The organism is Sodalinema gerasimenkoae IPPAS B-353, assembly GCF_009846485.1.
Classification (GTDB): Bacteria; Cyanobacteriota; Cyanobacteriia; order Cyanobacteriales; family Geitlerinemataceae; genus Sodalinema; species Sodalinema gerasimenkoae.
Genome location: NZ_ML776472.1, coordinates 3,429,373 through 3,446,149 on the forward strand (window position 1 = coordinate 3,429,373; position 16,777 = coordinate 3,446,149).

At 51.0% G+C, this 16,777-nt stretch carries 15 protein-coding genes and 1 pseudogene; all 16 read right to left on the reverse strand.

What is annotated here, in order from left to right:
• Position 1 precedes the first annotated feature (1 nt).
• The 16 genes and pseudogenes from L855_RS22905 to L855_RS14950 all read right to left on the reverse strand — a co-directional run bounded on the left by L855_RS22905 (position 2) and on the right by L855_RS14950 (position 16,734).
• Positions 2-511 (reverse strand): ABC transporter permease, encoded by a 510-nt coding sequence (locus L855_RS22905; RefSeq protein ID WP_425500611.1) that lies wholly within the window; start codon positions 509-511, stop codon positions 2-4.
• Positions 494-1,219, reverse strand: a pseudogene (locus L855_RS22910) (ABC transporter permease); the annotation flags it as partial. The gene L855_RS22905 and the pseudogene L855_RS22910, both read right to left, overlap by 18 nt.
• Before the next feature lie 190 nt (positions 1,220-1,409).
• Positions 1,410-2,072: a pentapeptide repeat-containing protein gene (locus L855_RS14890; protein WP_159789306.1), complete on the reverse strand. Its 663-nt coding sequence runs from the start codon at positions 2,070-2,072 to the stop codon at positions 1,410-1,412.
• A 29-nt stretch (positions 2,073-2,101) separates the two neighbouring features.
• The gene (locus tag L855_RS14895) at positions 2,102-3,535 is read right to left on the reverse strand and encodes a DICT sensory domain-containing protein (protein ID WP_159789308.1); all 1,434 of its coding nucleotides are present in this window, start codon (positions 3,533-3,535) and stop codon (positions 2,102-2,104) included.
• Positions 3,536-3,706: 171 nt separating this feature from the next.
• Complete coding sequence (gene cobA / locus L855_RS14900; RefSeq protein WP_159789310.1) at positions 3,707-5,230, reverse strand: uroporphyrinogen-III C-methyltransferase; 1,524 nt, start codon at positions 5,228-5,230, stop codon at positions 3,707-3,709.
• Positions 5,227-5,349: a hypothetical protein gene (locus L855_RS22265; RefSeq protein WP_258719039.1), complete on the reverse strand. Its 123-nt coding sequence runs from the start codon at positions 5,347-5,349 to the stop codon at positions 5,227-5,229. Before L855_RS22265 ends, cobA begins: the two co-directional genes overlap by 4 nt.
• 97 nt (positions 5,350-5,446) lie before the next feature.
• Entirely contained in the window at positions 5,447-5,929 is a 483-nt protein-coding gene (locus L855_RS14905) for a chemotaxis protein CheW (RefSeq protein ID WP_159789312.1), read from the reverse strand.
• A gap of 117 nt (positions 5,930-6,046) precedes the next feature.
• A complete protein-coding gene (locus tag L855_RS14910) occupies positions 6,047-8,794 on the reverse strand; it encodes a hybrid sensor histidine kinase/response regulator (RefSeq protein WP_159789314.1) in 2,748 nt (915 codons plus the stop codon).
• 26 nt (positions 8,795-8,820) lie between these two features.
• A complete protein-coding gene (locus L855_RS14915; protein WP_159789316.1) occupies positions 8,821-11,454 on the reverse strand; it encodes a methyl-accepting chemotaxis protein in 2,634 nt (877 codons plus the stop codon).
• A 33-nt stretch (positions 11,455-11,487) separates the two neighbouring features.
• On the reverse strand, positions 11,488-12,000 hold the full coding sequence (locus L855_RS14920) for a chemotaxis protein CheW (RefSeq protein ID WP_159789318.1): 513 nt from the start codon (positions 11,998-12,000) through the stop codon (positions 11,488-11,490).
• Complete coding sequence (locus L855_RS14925; RefSeq protein WP_159789320.1) at positions 12,000-12,374, reverse strand: response regulator transcription factor; 375 nt, start codon at positions 12,372-12,374, stop codon at positions 12,000-12,002. The genes L855_RS14920 and L855_RS14925 overlap by 1 nt, the downstream gene beginning before the upstream one ends.
• 27 nt (positions 12,375-12,401) lie before the next feature.
• Positions 12,402-12,800, reverse strand: coding sequence for a response regulator (locus tag L855_RS14930; RefSeq protein ID WP_159789322.1), 399 nt, complete (start codon positions 12,798-12,800; stop codon positions 12,402-12,404).
• Between the two features lie 22 nt (positions 12,801-12,822).
• On the reverse strand, positions 12,823-13,242 hold the full coding sequence (gene arfB, locus L855_RS14935) for an alternative ribosome rescue aminoacyl-tRNA hydrolase ArfB (protein ID WP_159789323.1): 420 nt from the start codon (positions 13,240-13,242) through the stop codon (positions 12,823-12,825).
• Between the two features lie 235 nt (positions 13,243-13,477).
• Entirely contained in the window at positions 13,478-13,801 is a 324-nt protein-coding gene (locus L855_RS14940; protein WP_192925035.1) for a CHAT domain-containing protein, read from the reverse strand.
• A complete protein-coding gene (locus tag L855_RS22915) occupies positions 13,798-14,097 on the reverse strand; it encodes an IS1/IS1595 family N-terminal zinc-binding domain-containing protein (RefSeq protein ID WP_159789325.1) in 300 nt (99 codons plus the stop codon). Before L855_RS22915 ends, L855_RS14940 begins: the two co-directional genes overlap by 4 nt.
• Before the next feature lie 660 nt (positions 14,098-14,757).
• Positions 14,758-16,734, reverse strand: a complete 1,977-nt coding sequence (locus L855_RS14950) for an AAA family ATPase (protein ID WP_246198888.1) — start codon at positions 16,732-16,734, stop codon at positions 14,758-14,760.
• Between the last annotated feature and the right edge of the window lie 43 nt (positions 16,735-16,777).

A 16,777-nucleotide genomic window follows, 5' to 3' on the forward strand; every position in this document is an offset into this window, starting at 1 on the left:
CTCACGCCGTTCTCAACGCCACAATTGGGTCAAGTTGGGCGGCCCGTCGCGCCGGTAAAACCCCAAAAATTAAGCCAATTCCACCGGAGACCCCCGTCGCCAAAACGATCGCCGTCGGGGATAAGCCAGCCTCAAACTCCGTCAACGCTCCAACCGCAGCCACCCCAGCCATACCAATTCCCGTTCCCACCATTCCCCCCATCACCGAGAGCAACACAGCTTCAATGGTGAACTGCATCAAGATATCACTCGGGGACGCACCGATCGCCTTCCGTAGACCAATCTCCTGCGTCCGTTCGGTCACGGACACTAACATAATGTTCATAATGCCGATTCCCCCCACAATCAGGGAAATACTAGCCACCGTCGCCAAGAGAAGAGTTAAGGCCCCGGTAATGGCCCCCGTCGTTTCCTGAAGGTCCTTTTGACTGCGAACGGTGAAATCATCTTCATTGGTGATACGGTGACGCAGCCGCAATAAGTTCTCAATCTGAAACTGGGTGGCCCGCATCTGACTCTCATCCATCACACTCACGTTGATAAACGTGACCGCCAACCCATAGGGAGAGGTTTGACCGCTAATCTGAGCTGCCATGGTGGTGATGGGCATAAACACCGTATCATCTAGGTTTGTGCCAAAGGTCGATCCCTTCGGTTCCATCACCCCCACCACCCGAAAGCTGGTATTGCGAATCCGTAGCGTCTCGCCAATGGGATCCACGTTGCCATAGAGTTGTTCGGCAATCTCCGAACCCAGGGCCACCACTTTCTGAGTCCGCCGCAAATCTAACTCATCGATAAATCGTCCCTGGGCCACAGCAAAATTACGAACCGGCAACAACTCCGGTGTGACACCATAGATGGCCGCCGACTATAACGCCAACGCCATCCTTTACTCAAGTGACGGCAACTCAACACGCGCGACCTGGTCCACTCCCGGAACCTGTTGGGCGATCGCCTCGGCATCGGCTAACGTGAGGGTTTGAGGAGGTCGAACTGGGCGCGTTTGAGCATCAGGACTACCGGGGACAATAAACAGCAAGTTGGTTCCCAGTGACGACACCTGATCAGACACAAACGTCTGCGCTCCTTCACCAATGCCAATCGTCGCAATGACTGAAGCGTTGCCGATAATAATCCCCAACATGGTCAAACTACTGCGAAGTTTATTCGCCAGTAAAGTTTGCCCCGCCATCTTCAAAGACTCAACAACATTCATATCTTCTTCATCCTATTCTAGGGCGAGCACAAGCCTAGGGCGACCACAAGGGTACGCCCCTACATCTTTTGTTATGAAAACTAATCCCAAAGAGATCCTCAGTATCGGTTTATTTATTATTTATTGTACTGTCCCTATTCGTGGGCTATTTAAGCCTTAATTTCATCCTCGCTATCTTAGACAAATGGGCTTAATCTAGGGACTTAATCCCGTCAGCCTCACCATCGAGAAGCGTTCCCGTCCAACAGGCTCCAGAATAGGTTGCCCCGTCTAACTTTGTGTTTTCCAAATTGGCACAGAGGAAATTCGCTCGCGCCAAATTTGCCCCCTGTAAGTTGGCTTCACCTAAATTCGCCTCCTCCAAATTCGCCTCACAAAGATTTGCCCCTTGTAAATCTGCTTGAGAGAGATTGGCTCCGCTAAGATTACTGCGGCTAAAATTGGCTCCCCGTAAATCCGCCCCCCGTAAATCTGCCCCCATGAGATTGACTCCCACTAAGTTGGCCCCACTCAAGAACGCCCCAGCTAAACTAGCTGCCTGGAGATTCGCTCCCATGAGGGTGGCCCCCCGTAAATTGGCCCCGCGCAGATCAGTTCCCTGTAAACTCGCTTGCATGAGATTGATGCCAACGAGATTAGCCCGTAGGTTACTGTGGTCGAAGTTGGCCCCTAAACAATTAGCCCCTTCCAGATGCGCCGCTTCTAGGTTGGCGCGAACTAAATTGGCGCCGGAGAGTTTCGCACCGGCAAAGTCGATGTTGTGTAAGTCCAACCCAGATAAGGTTTGATCCTCAAGATCTGCACCTCGCAGGTGCTTCGATTGTCCAGATTCAAGTTCGTCAAGAGCAGTCATGGTACAAAGAGTCGTGAAGGAGAGGGCAATTAGGCGGTGGTGGCTGAGGGATTCGCGGCTTGGCGAGGGAACAGATCCGGGTTTTGCTCGGGGTTTAGCAGCCAGAGGCCCGATCGCAGTTTAAAGGCTTCCCGAGGAAGCGTCATCCCCTGTTGCAGAGCCATCACGAGGAGTGTCAGCATCTCAACCAGTTTCGGGTCCCAACGCTGACCACTGGCGGCTTGACAGTCCGATAAGGCCTGGCTTAAGGCCTCAGAATGGCATATCTCTTGGGTTGACTGATTCAGCCGTCGTTGAAACTCAACCAGTAGGCCCAAAATGCGGCATTCTAGAGGAATCTCATCGTAGCTCAAGCCGCCGGGGGTTCCCGAGCCATCCCAATATTCGCTTTGATGGGTGATAATTTGGGCGATCGCCTTGAGTTGGGGCATCATCCGCAAGGCCTGTCGTCCCGGATAAAGGGGACAACTCAGGGCCGAATTGCGACTCTCGGCACTAATCTCCCCTAGATTCGGTTCATGTTGCGGCAAATAGTCAATTCGATGCAACAATCCTGCTAAACGTAACCGTTTCACCTGCCAAGAGGGCAGATCCAGGATTTGGGCAAAGGCTTCACAAAGACTCGAAACCTCGCTGGCGGCGTGGGGATTTTGCAAATCCGTTAGATCAATCAGTTGCGCCATGCGTAGGAAGGCCTGCAACTTATTCGAGACAATGTTGCGTTCGAGTTCAGGCTGATGGGTAAAGACTGGAGCATCAATGGCTTGGCCGAGTCCCTCATGACAGTCACTCAGATAACGAACTACCCGCGAGACAATGGGGTTTAAGTCTTTGGACACCTGGGCCACATCGGCTGTTTTGTTGTGCAACAGTTGGCTGTCAATTTCCGCCACTCGCGCTTGTAGAGATTGAGCCAGATCCGGTTGCAGCGGTTGAATATGCTCGATGGCCAACTCCACGGCGGTTAATACTAATTCTGGTTCAAAGGTCCAAAATCCATAAAACTTGCGTTCAAGGTCCACCTCCGGAACCCCGGCTTTTCCGTAATCGGCGTCCGAGAGTTCCTGACATAAGACCATGGCCGTGTAGCCTGGGGAGAGAATCAGCAGATGCCATTCTTGAGCTACGGGATCATCTTTATCAAGGGATACTAGCTCAACGTTGGCTTTTTGACTGGTGGGATGGTCCCGGAAGCTTGAGTTGGGGGCCGCCAGGATGACAATGTTCTGGGCCTTGTCGGCAATTTCTCCATAGCGGTCAGCTTCCTGGAGATACCATTTCCCCTGTTGGAAGGCTGCAATCATGACTGGGTTACAGTCTGACTCCAGGATGCTGTCTTCGAGGGCGTGACAGAGAGCCACAAGGGTGTTTTTATAGTAAACCCCGTAGTTAATCGCTGGCGTGCGGCGGGATTGGGCGTTTTGCCGTTCGACGAGTTTTTGTAGGAGAGATCCGTTCAGCATTACAAATCGGGGTCAACCCTTGTAACAATTAACAATGGATAATTAACAATGGAATAACGAAAAACCATCGTTTTGTCTAGTGGTTATGGGCTACGCGCGTCCTATGTCATCTGCCTCGAAGCAACGACCCCAGCCAACCTTATATCCATTATAAGGGACAGTTATGGGAGTTTAGGCATGGGGGGATTGAGCGATCGCCCAGTGGAGGAGGGCCTGTTCTAAGCCTTCGATGGTAAATTCCTCGGCTTCAATGTCGCAACGACCCCAGGCTTGCTCACAACTTTGGCTGGTTTGGGGGCCAATGGAGGCGATCGCCACCCCCTCTAAGGAAATATCACCGGCCCTCTCGATAAGTTGGGCGAAGTTACGCACCGTCTTAGAACTGGCGAAGGTCACCACATCCACTGTTCCCTGACGCAAGGCCGCCAACGCCTGGGGGTCAAGTTGTTCAGGACAGCGAGACTCATAGGCGGGCGCTTCTAAAACCTTGGCCCCCGCCTCCCGGAACTGACGCACCAGGACATCGCGCCCCCCCGTCTCCACCCGAGGAAAGAGAATTGTTTGGCCCCCCACTGACTCCGGAAACCGCTCCACCAAGGAATCGGCAATAAAGTTTGGGGGAATAAAATCAGGGGTTAAGCCCCGCTGTTTCAGCACATGAGCCGTCTTTTTGCCCACAACGGCAATTTTGAGGTGCGCCAAGCTGCGTAGGTCTTGCCCAAGCTCTAAGAGGCGATCCAGGAAGAATTCCACTCCATTGCTAGAGGTGAGAATAAGCCAATTGATCTGCTCCAGTTGGGCGATCGCCGCATCTAGGGGCTGCCAACTCGACGGCGGTACAATCTCTAAGGCGGGAGTGGAGAGGGGAATCGCGCCGTGGTTTTGCAGGCGATCGCAAAAACCACTCGACTGTCCCGTCGATCGCGTCACCAGAATCGTTTTGCCCCGTAAACCCGTCTCAGATGCTGTCATAGCCGTCTCTCCAAACACATCACGCAAGGATACAACCTCCCCAATGACAATGACCGTCGGGGAACGCTTTTCCCCCCGAGTCTGTCGGTCAATGGTTTCTAGGGTTCCCGTCCAGACTCGTTGTTGAGGCCGTCCCCCTGAACGAATCATCGCCACCGGTGTGCTGGGCAGTTTGCCATGAGTGATGAGTGCTTGGCAAATCTCCCCGAGGGTGCGCCCGGCCATGAGAAATACGAGGGTGGGGAGGGACGCTAAGGCAGGCCAGTCGAGAGCCTTGAGGTCATGGCCCGTAAAGACGGCAAACCCAGGACTGAGTTGGCCATCGGTGAGGGGGATTCCTGCCAAGAGGGGGGCAGCTAAGGCCGAGGAAATTCCCGGAATCACGTCCACGGGACAGTTAGCGGCCCGTAATGCCCGCAGTTCTGAGGCACTACGCCCAAAAATAAAGGGGTCTCCGGCTTTGAGACGCACCACCCGCCGGCCCTGATGACAGTACGCCACCAGGAGGCGATCAATCTCATCTTGGGGGGTGCTGGGTTGTCCTCCCCGTTTCCCCACATGGAGACAGAGACAACCCTGGCTGACGATCTGAAGCAGACTCTCATCGGCGAGAGCATCATAAATCAGCACCTCAGCCCCGGCGAGGACCTCGTGGCCTCGCTGAGTGAGATAGTTGGCGTCGCCAATGCCGGCGCCGACAAGGTAAACTCGACCGTAATTCACTTACGAACCGCTTTCCAGGCAACCCAAACCTGCCAGAAGAACAGACCACTCACGGTCAGGGTAAAGGCGATTTGGAAGTAGAAGTCGGGACGGATGGCAAAAGCATCAAGGTTCCACATGATCAAGGTACGGTAAACAGTGGACAGTTAGGGTAGCCCTCTCGTTTAGGATTTTACCGGTTTTTAGACCAACATGGGGGTGAACCTGTCACGGGACTTAATATTCATGCAGGAGATGGTCGAGGTTGAGATATAACAACACTTGCTCGTCAGGCAGATTGACCACTTTTTCAATGGCAATGCCTAGGGGGCCGCGACGATAGATCTCGGGAACGTCGCAGAAGTTATCTTTAGGGACATCTAAGACACTGGGTAAGCTTGGGGTTGGTATGGCAAAGGTTTCAGCAGAGTTGAGTTGGCAAATTAGTAAATACTCATCGGTTAAGGTCGGAGTTTTGTGTAATAGTAATAATTCTAAATGTAAGACAGGAATTGTTTGTCCTTCGTACTGAATTAAACCTCGTCCTTCATTGAATTCTCCATAGATTTTGGAGACCGGCAACACTCGCACAACTTGGGTAATGGAAACTCCATAGGAGTCGTTCTCTAACTTAAAAATGACGAGCTTTTCTTTGGGGATTCGTTGGTGTTGATTGATGCTAAAGCGTCGCAGATTTGGATGGAGGGTGGAACTGAGCATAGAATTAATAGTGAACAGTTAATAGTTAATAGCTAATAGTGAAGAATAGGGAGAGCTTTTTTTGTTTTGGTTTTACTGGTTGTAGTCTGGTCTGGTTGTAGTCTGGTTATGAGTTGGCTACTTTGGTGATGGTTCACGGTTTAACAGGTTGGCGATCGCCTCTAAGAATTGGTTTTCATTATAGGGTTTTGTAAAATACTGGTCTGCCCCTAACTCTAAGGCATGTTGGCGATGTTTGTTCCCACTGCGGGAGGTAAGCATGGCCACGGGAATATGCTGAAACTCGGGATTTACCTTGAGGGTTTGCAATAGTTCAAAACCATCCATTCTTGGCATTTCAATATCAGAAATCACCAAATCACAGGGTAACCCTTGCGTGAGTTTGTCGAGGGCCTCTTGCCCATCTTTGGCGACGTCTACCCGGTACTGGGCACGTTGCAGTAAGACCGAGAGTAACTGGCGAATCGTATAGGCATCGTCCACGACCAAAATGCGCGGGGGAGTTGTTGGTGAGGGTGTGGCTGATGAAGTTGGGATCTTCGCATCCACGGTTAGGGGTTCGACGATCTCCCGGGGCTGCACCTGGGTAATCAGGTCATCGGCATCCACAATCAGAACCACACTGCCATCGCCTAAAATCGTGCTGCCGACCAGTCCTGAAGGCTTCAATAAGGGTGAGGGGATGGGTTTGACGACGATTTCTTGTTGACCGAGTAGGCGTTCAACGGCGATCGCTAATACCCCTTCGGCTGAGGCCAGAACTAAGACGGGAATATACTCTTGATTGAGGGGATCGGGGGAGGGTTCGTCGGTGTCGGCAACTCGATAATGGAGGAGGTCTTGCAGGCGGGTGAGACGGATAAATTCATCACGCCAGGGTAACATGGCTTGACTGCCCACCATTTGAATGTGCTGACCTTCAATTTGGAGAATTTCTTCGACGGAATCGAGGGGAACGGCCAGGGTTTGATGGTCAACTCGCACCAAAAGGGCATTGGTGATGGATAACATCAAGGGAAGCTTCAGGATAAAGCTTGTCCCTTGGCCCGGTTGGGAATCGATTTTGAGGGTTCCTCGGATTTTACGGAGGTTGGTACTGACAACATCGAGTCCCACACCCCGTCCTGAGAGTTGGCTGGTGCTGGTGGTGGTCGTAAACCCCGGTAAAAAGAGAAAGTCGTAGAGGTCGCTGAGGGGGAGTGTTGCTGCCTGTTCTGCGTCGATAAGTCCGTTGGCGATCGCCTGTTGACGGATGGCTTTGGCATCAATCCCCCGTCCGTCATCGGTGATGGTAATGAGGGTTTGTCCCCCTTGATGACTGGCGGCAATTTCAATTTCGCCGCTGGCGGGTTTCCCGGCTTGCCGCCGTTCTTCTGGGGATTCGATGCCATGATCAAAGGCGTTGCGAACCAGTTGAATGAGGGGATCGCGCAGGGCATCAACGAGGCTTTCATCGAGTTTGGTGTCTCGTCCGAGAAGGATCAGGTTCACGTCCTTGTCATGGTTGCGGGACAACTCCCGTAAGGCCCTGGGGAGGTGATCGACGCAACGGCTGAAGGGAACCACGCGCAGATTATAGACCCGCGATCGCAGTCGGTCGGTAATGCGGCGAATTTGCTCGGTGTTGCCGTCGAGTTGTAGGGAGAGTTCGTCGATGCGGCCACTAGATTGAGCGATGGCTTGGGTCGTCTCAATGACCGATTGGGCGGTGCTATGAAACTCGCTATAGTGGTCGAGTTCTAGGGGATCAAACCCCTGGTTTTGTCCTGAGGTGATGGCCGAGGCATGGGGTTGAACGCTGAGGCGATCGTATTCATCTCGCAAATCGCGGCCAAATAGGTTTAATTCAAATAAGCTGCGGCGAATCCGTTTGGCTTCCGTTCGCAGTTGGGCTTGTTGGACTTCGAGATGAGTCCGGTGAATCACTAACTCCCCCACCCAGTTGACTAACTCCGTCAGGTATTCCACATCAACGCGAATGGTGGGTCGTTGCTGGGGTACTGAGGCTTGGGGACTGTTGCTAGAGGGGTTTTGTTCAGGGACTCCTTCTGGATTTGCCCCTACAGTTGCCTCTAAATCGGCCTCTGGGGTAGGACTGGCGTTGAGTCCTAACAACTCCTGACGGGTGGTTTCTAAGGTTTGGACAATGGCCCGTCCTTGGTCTTTCAGGCGATCGACCGGGATATCGGGCTGATTGAAGAGGTCTTGTAAGGGGTCGATTTGTCTGGCAACCTCAGGCAAGTTTAGCAGTTGTACCATTCCCGAGAGTTGTTGATAATAGGTCTCGATTTGCGCCTGAGTTGTGGCGAGGTTATCATCATTAACTTGGTTAAAAAGCTGTTCTAATCCTGTCAAGAGAGGGGGGATTTCTACCTCAAAAATGCCCCGTAAAATACTGGAATTGAGTGATTCCTCGACGTCAAAGGCATCATCAGAGGATGAATCTGAGGAGTCCTCAGCCTGATATTGAGCTTCAAGGCGCTGTTTAATTGGCAGAAGCTCTTGACTATCTTCGGGGGTTATGGTGTCCTTTTCATGAGTTTTTTGTAATAATTGTGTGAGGATATCGACCCCAGATAATAGGTCATTAATGATTTCAGGATCGAGTTGGTTGAGGTCAGCGCGATCGCGCAAAATGCCAAAACAATCTTCGAGGATATGGGCGGCTGTGGAGAGAGCCGTCAGCCCAAACATTGAGGCCGACCCTTTAATAGAATGGGCGGCCCGGAACAGGTGTTGGACTTGTTTTTGCTTCTCCTGAACGGAACTCTGACTCTCCATGGCTAAGAGATTAGCCTCCATCGAGCGCAGAAAATCCTCGCTTTCAGCAATAAACGTGCCAATTAACGCGCTGAAATCATCCATGTTTCGCCCTTCGCCCTCAGAAACTGCTAACTTTGAAACTTGGCCACAGATTTTTGTAACTGTCCGACGGACACCGAAAGACCATCAAGGGTCGTGGTGACATCGTCGGCATTTTCGGCGGTGCTGTCGGCGATTTGACTCACATCGGTCATGGTGCTGGAAATCTCCTCGGCAAAGGCCACTTGTTTGCCACTGGCCCGGGTAATGTTTTGAATCAGGCGATTCATATCGCGGCTGACCTGGATAATATCCACTAAATGAGTTTTGGCTTGGGCCGCGAGTTCTGTTCCCTCGACAACTTCCTGGGTTCCCGTTTCCATGGCTTCCATGACGCGACCAATTTCGGCTTGAATCGTCCCGACAATGTCGGAGATTTCTTCAGTGGCACTAGCAGACCGTTCGGCGAGTTTGCGGACTTCCTCGGCGACGACAGCAAAGCCTAAACCCTGTTCCCCGGCCCGGGCGGCTTCGATGGTGGCGTTGAGGGCCAGTAGATTGGTTTGGGAGGCAATCTGGGAGATGGAGGTGACGATTTTGCCGATTTGTTGGGAGGATTCTCCGAGGCGTTTCATCATCTTGGAGGTATCGGCAATGGTGCGCCGCAGTTCGTTGATGCCTTCGACGGCTCGATCAACGGCAACACCCCCAGCTTCAGCGGTTTGGGCGGAGTTTTGGGCAACTTGTTCGGCCCGTTGGGCTACGTCGGAGACATCTTTGATGGAATTCACCATCCGCTCGATTTTTTCGAGGGCTTCTTCGAGTTGTTGGGCTTGGTTGCGGGCTTTTTGGGTGAGTTGATTGGTGCTGGCGATGGAGTCCCCGGTGCTGACGGTGACTTGTTGGGCCAGTTGTTGGATGGCGTTGACGACTTTGCGGAGTTCGCTAATGAGATAGTTGAAGGAGTCGGCAACGGCCCCGAGAACATCATTGCTCACTTCGGCTTTGACGGTGAGATCCCCTTTGGCTGCACCTTTAATTTCTCCTAGGAGTTTCAAGACTTGCTGGGTGAGGGTTTCGGCTTCGGCTTGCCGTTCTCGGGCAATGTTTTCTAGGTTTTCTTCGGCTTGTTTGCGATCGGTGATATCTCGCAAGGAACCGGCCACCCGCAGCGGGGTTCCGTCTTCGGTGCGTTGGGTGGTTCCCATGGCACTGTACCAACGGTATTCACCGTTTTTGCAGCGCATTTGGTATTCGACGTTGTAGGGGGTTTTTCCGCTGCGATCGCTGATATGTTGGCTGAAAACATCGAGAACGCGATCGTGATCGTTGGGATGCAACAGATTACTCCAACTGTCTAGGTAATTGGGGAAATCTGTTTCATCTTGATAGCCAACCAGATGACGCAGCCGTTGAGAGTACCAAATAGAATTGTCGGAGTGGGAGGGATTACCATCAATGATGTTCATGTCCCACAAGCCATCATTGGTGGCGGCGTTGACAATGTCAAACCGGGTGTTGGCATCTTGTAGGGCGGCTTCGACTTCTTTGCGATCGCTGATGTCAATTCCCATTTCTACGACCAATTGTTCGCCGTTGGTGTCGGTGAAGGGAAAGTCATAGATTTGATAGGTTTGTCCCGTTTTGGGGTCATGCCATTCCCAGGTTTGCGAGGTTTGGGTGTCAAAGACCGTTAAGCTCGGGTGAGGGTCAGTGGAGGAGCGACGATCGCCGGCAGGGTTTGGAACCGGTAACCGACCCTCGTTGCCAAATTTTTCCTGAAATTGCTGGTTAGCAAATTTGATAGACTGATCGGCCGCTTGTAAATACAAAAAGGCGGGAAGACCGTCGAGAATGCTAAACAGGCGGGTTTGTCCATCTTCTAGGGCTTTTTTTTCGGCTTGGGCTTCGGTGATATCTCGGGATACTCCCAGGACAGCAAAAATCTCTCCCTGGTCATCATGCAAGGGTAACTTTTTGGTATCAAAAATATGGGTTACGCCATCGGCAAAGGTGGCATGATCGTTGGAGTTGTGAATCGGTTGCCCCTGTCGCAATACCCGTTCATCGTCCGTCCGGAAGCCGCTGATATTTTGTTCAGGGTCGCCGAAGATTTGTTTTGGAGACAAGCCGATTTCTACGTCGTCTTTTCCATACATGTCTGCTGGTGTTGTGCCGAAGCCATCGGCAAGGGCTTTGTTGGCGAGGAGATAGCGAAAGTTTTTGTCTTTAATAAAAATTAAATCGGAGATGTTATCGATCACGCCTCTGAGGAGGATGTGAGCCTGGTGGGCGTCGGCGATCGCCTCGGCGGACTTCGCTTGCTCAGCGTCGAGGGTTTCGGGAGGGGTGAAGCGCAGAGCGTGGGGAAGACGGGGCAGCAGTTTAACGGCGGTGTAGAGGGAAAGGAGGGCGCATAGGGCCGTGAGACCTCCTGAGAGCCAGTTGTAGGGCTGCCAGAGGTGGCTTAGGGCGCCAAAATGGGTTAACCCTCCCAGGATGAGAAAGGCAGCTACAAGTTGCAACAATCCGGCATGGGGGAAGCTGTCTTGTTGATTCAGGCGTTTATCAATCTGATAGAGGAGGATTAGGGCAAGGCTCAGATAGGTCAGGCCAATTAGGGCATCGGAGAATAGATGTAACCCAATCAGAAGCGGGGAACCTAAACAGTCGGCTTGGGGGATACAGGCTCCTGAGAACCATGGGGTTAACGTGTTTTCCATATCAGGTTTGGCTTAAGGAAACGAACAAGGCGATTACCAACGGCGACAGGTGGCGATCGCCTCGATGTCAATAACGCTGATGAGATGGCCCTGATGGTTGTAGAGTCCCTGTAAGAAGGGGACAAGTTCGGCACTGGCTTCGGCGGCCGATCGCATCTCGTTGGGGTCTAAGGCGACCACGGTTTCAACGTGAGAGACGGCTAACCCCAACGCAGTCAGGGAGCGGTTGGGGTCTTGGACGTTTGCCGCCTCGACGACTAAGATGCGACCCTCGCTATGGCTACGGTCCACAGGCGTGAGTCCGAGAAATTTGCCAAAATCGGCAACGGCGAGAATTTCTCCTCGCAGATTGGTGAGTCCTAGGACAAAGTTTGGACTATTGGGAACTGGGGTGACTCGCTGATCACTCAGGCGCAAGACTTCGCGAACGGAGGTTAGGGCAATGGCGAAGCGGCTTTGATGTTGACAAAAAATGACAAACTGCGCCTTCACCGTTCGTTGCGAAGGGGGGCTGACGTGGGGGCCAGGGTGAGTCTCAGACGGCATCAGCGACGAGATCCTGAGAGTAGGCGTTCGATAATTTCAACGAGTTGTTGACCTGCAAAGGGTTTACCCAGGTAGGCATCTGCCCCTAACTCGCTTCCCCAACTGCGATCGATGTCGGTATTTTTCTGGCTACAAAAGATCACAGGAAGGGTTTGGGTTTTGGGGTTGGCCCGCAGTTCTCGGATGACCTCAAAACCATTCATACGGGGCATGATCACATCTAGGACTACCAAATCCGGGGGATGAGAGCGGATCTGGGCGATCGCCTCATCGCCATCACTGGCTCGTTGAACGGTCCAGCCCTCATCCTCAAGAATGCTACTCATGACAGCGCGTTCACTTTCTACGTCGTCAACGACTAAGATGGTTGTCATTGAAGTTACTCCTCAAAATTGTGGCTATTAGCGGGCTGGCTTCTGGGCTTTTAAAATCCTAGCAATGGTTTGTCGCAGCTGTTCTGGATCAAAAGGCTTGGTCAGATAGTGGGTTGCGCCGGCTAAACGCCCTTCCATCTGATCCGATGCACCATCCCGTGCCGTTAGTATAATAATTGGTAAGCTCTTGAATTGGGGCGATTTTCGGAGAATTCTACACAATTCTAAACCGTCCACCCCCGGCATGGAGATATCGAGCAACATTAGGTCAATCCCCTCATGATACAACTTCCCCAAGGCTTCGACGGTGTTACCGGCCATGAGAACCTGATAGTGCTGTTCCAGGGTTTGTTGAATCATTCCTTGCATCGATGGACTATCATCGACGGCCAGGATCTTGGCTTTCACAGTTTGATGGGACGGCATGAGGGTTCACCGGGTTAAGCTTCTAATCAGGTATTTTAACGTTTTTGCGACGAGCTTTCAGTTGACCCCGTTGCTTCTTCTGCTCGATTCGCTTGCGCTTGGAACTCCGGGAAGGTTTGGTGGGTTTACGTTTGGGGCGGGTAACGGTGGCACTTTTGAGAAGTTTTTGCAATCGATTGAGGGCATCCTCTCGGTTCTGCTCTTGGGTGCGGTGGGTTTGGGCTTTAATGACAATCACGCCATCTTTGGTGATACGGCGATCGCGCATCTTCAGCAACCGCGATTTGTGAATCGGTGACATGGATGAGGCGTTGATGTCAAATCGCAGTTGAATGGCGGAGGCGACTTTATTGACGTTTTGCCCCCCGGAACCACCGGAACGGATGGCGGTCATCTCGATTTCACTCATCGGGATGCTGGTTTTATTAGAGATTTGTAACATAAAAAAGGAATGATGGATAATCACCGAATTATCAGGACAGATAGCCCGATTATCACAATGGTGCGTTGCGGCAGCTTTAACCTTGTCTTCTTAATTTTACATCGGTTTTAGCCGCAACGCACCCTACCGGTTAATACACCCCAAAAATTGGACGGTAGGGTGTGTTCCGGCTTCAGTCAATTTCCTGTTTTTAGCAACCCTATCCAGCTTGCCGGAACGCACCGGATTTATGGAGCTAGCGAGGATCACCAATTAACACCAAAGGCGACCAAAAATAAGGATGACGGTGAGCCTGTTGTAACTTAACTTGACGTAAAGCCTCGACTTTTGTCAATCCTTCCTCAATTTCAAGACGATAAAATTCACTCATTAACTCCTGCGTTGCCCTATCATCCACTGACCATAATGTTGCCATAACCGATCGCGCTCCCGCTCGTTCCCAGAGATAAGCCATCCCAGCGATCGCATCCTGATCTCGATAGGTCTGCAATGCCGTTTGACAAGCACTTAATGCCACTAATTCCGTAAACGACCAAAGTTCATCACATTGCACCGTCATCGGCCCTTTTTTTTTGGACTGACAGCGACTTGCCTGTGTGTCTGGGCGGCTTTACAGTTGACATAGTCTTGCAGCCATTGCTCAGACACCTGAACCGCCCGGGCAATTCCAGCCATCGGGATGCGTTCTAGCAAGAGCCGGTCAATGAGTTCGCGAGTCGGGGTGTCGATGACCTTATTGGTTGGGTTTTTGACAAACTGACGACCACAGTTACGGCATAGATACCGTTGCTTGCCCGTGTGGATGTGGCCATTTTTGACGGTTCGCTTAGAATTGCAATCAGGGCAGTGAGGCATGGGGGTTGTTCTGTCGCTTCATGATCATCCTAACAAATCCATCATTACCTCTCTAGTACTACCTGGAATTTTATTCACCACTACAACGCATCATTACCTCTCTAGTACTACCCATTTTGTTACGTCCTGAATAAGGCACATATTGATGATGGATTGTTGTCGGATTATCACAATAGATAATTGCGGTAGGGTGTGTTCCGGCTTCAGTCAATTTTGGAATTTTGCCAATCTTGTTAAGCTTGCCGGAACGCACCGTATTCGGGGACAATATGACCGCCAGGGTGTATTGCTACCGGGATAAATTGATGATGAATTGTTGCTGGATTACAACCCTGGTGCGTTGCGGCAGTTTTTCAATTGTTGTCTTTAGTTTACATCGGTCTGAGCCGCAACGCACCCTACCGGTTAATTCATGAACAATAGATAATTGCGGTAGGGTGTGTTCCAGCTTCAGTCAATTTTGGAATTTTGCCAATCTTGTTAAGCTTGCTGGAACGCACTGTATTCGGGGACAATATGACCGCCAGGGTGTATTGCTACCGGGATAAATTGATGATGGATTGTTGCCGGATTATTACAATGGTGCGTTGCGGCAGTTTTTCAATTGTTGTCTTTAGTTTACATGGATTTGAGCCACGACGCACCCTACCGGAATGTTCTTTAGGGGTTCACCGTAATTAACTGTTCCTGGGCGTTGGATTCGGGATTGAGAATCACGATCGCCCCCTCATCACAGAGTACCCCGATCGCCCCATCAATTCCCTCTGGGGTTATATCTGGAAACTGCGATCGCGTACTCTCCATTAACACCGTTCTCCCCACCAATTGCTGAGTTTTAACCAAGGCAAATAGATACTCTTTCAACCGTTCCCGTAACTGTGATTCTTGGGTCTGAGGTACATCGGGACGCTGTGATGGTAACAAACTACCAAAATTGCGCTCAAAGACCCCAAGATTTTGCAACAACCGGCATTGTTGTAATACTTCTGACCTCACTACTAAGTCTTTTAAATCTTCATAGTCAATCACACGATCGCCCACCAGCAAATCCCCCGCCTCAGCAGCATTCACCAATTCATGATAGGCGGCGAGAATCTGCAAGGACTCCAATTGCGGAATAATATGTTTGTGAATCGAATCCACAAATAAGGACTGATAGTAGCGATAGCCTTTATTCTTGGGAACCCCTAAGTTCTCCGCCCGAATCAAATAGAGATATTGACAGGTATTCTTACGCAATGCCTCCTGACAGGACTTCATCACCCGACAAAAACTGTTTAGATTCGGTTCCTCAATCCAAATTACGCCAATTCGTCCCAAAGTTAACGACCAATAAAAACTTAAGGAATAGCGGCTATAGGTGGGACTATTTAATAACTTGGGTTCAACCCCAGTCACATTTAACGCCGTCAAGGCTTCCCGTAACATTTTCATCAATTCTGGGGCGGAAAATTGACGAATTTCTCGGACGGTTTTGTGAGACTTGGCTAATTCCTTTTCCCAAACCAACTGAAACGCCGCCAGTTCATCTACCTCTTGAACCGCCTCTGCCTGATCCTGAAGCTGAAGTTTGGCATTCTGAAACGCCTGTCGTCCCGCCATCAAGACGGAACGGGGTAGGGCTTGATTTCCCGGAAACTTGCGGTGTAATTCCTGTTCAGAGAGGGGATAAAGAGGGGAGGGAATGGGGGGATCGGCTTGTTGATGGAGGGGCAAAATTCGACGTTCCCACAGGGCGATCGCCGCCGTCATATCCACGGGCCGTAAATGAAATTCCTGATCCACTCGCGCTAAGTCCGCCGGTTGAACATGGGGCGAATTTTCTCGCCAAGTATCAGTAATAATGCTAATAATGACCAGAAAGTTCTTCAGTTTCTGATTGTGGATGATGGAATTGACGTTAAACAAGGCTTGCAAGTCAATATAGCCGCGATCGCTGCGATCGACATTATCCAAGTTGTCAAAACACAGCACAATCGGCTGGGTGGCGGTGGCAATACGGCCGAAGTTCCCTAAAATGTTTTGGGCCTGATGTTCCGTCTCAATGGAACTGCGAACATTCAACAGTTTCAAACTCTCGGGATCTAAGTCATCCCCCTTGAGCCAATCACAAGCCAAGGGATAGAGTTCAGGATTGGTTAAATGATAGAGAATACTAAAAAACTCATTGGCATTATAAATCCCTGAAGGATAGCTGGCCTTGAAATTATGGACAAATAAATGACGCTCCCCAATCACTTTTTTGAGTAAGCCTTCATCCCGAAATGCTGATAAACTCTTCAGCCATAATAATAACTGAGATTGGTGTTCCCCCTCAGGAATACAAGTTAAACTATCAATGGTATAGCGCAACGTATGTCGCCAGATATAGTCACTTTCGGGCCAAGGACCAATATAGGCAAAAAAAGCTTGGGGATTTAGAGTTTGTTTTAAACGCCCTAGCAGAAAGCTTTTTCCTGACCCCGAATCCCCCGAGAGAACCAACGTCCGACTGCGGCGATCGCTTTGAACCTGGGCCAATACTTGAGACACCCCAGCCACAATCTCTTGATGAATCCCCTGGATGCTGGCCGCCTGGCTGGTGTCATCATGCCAAAAATTACCGGGTCGAAACGTGGTCGAGTCAAAAGGATTCACAGCGCGTTGAACAATCTGTTGGATAGAAACCATATCAGACTAC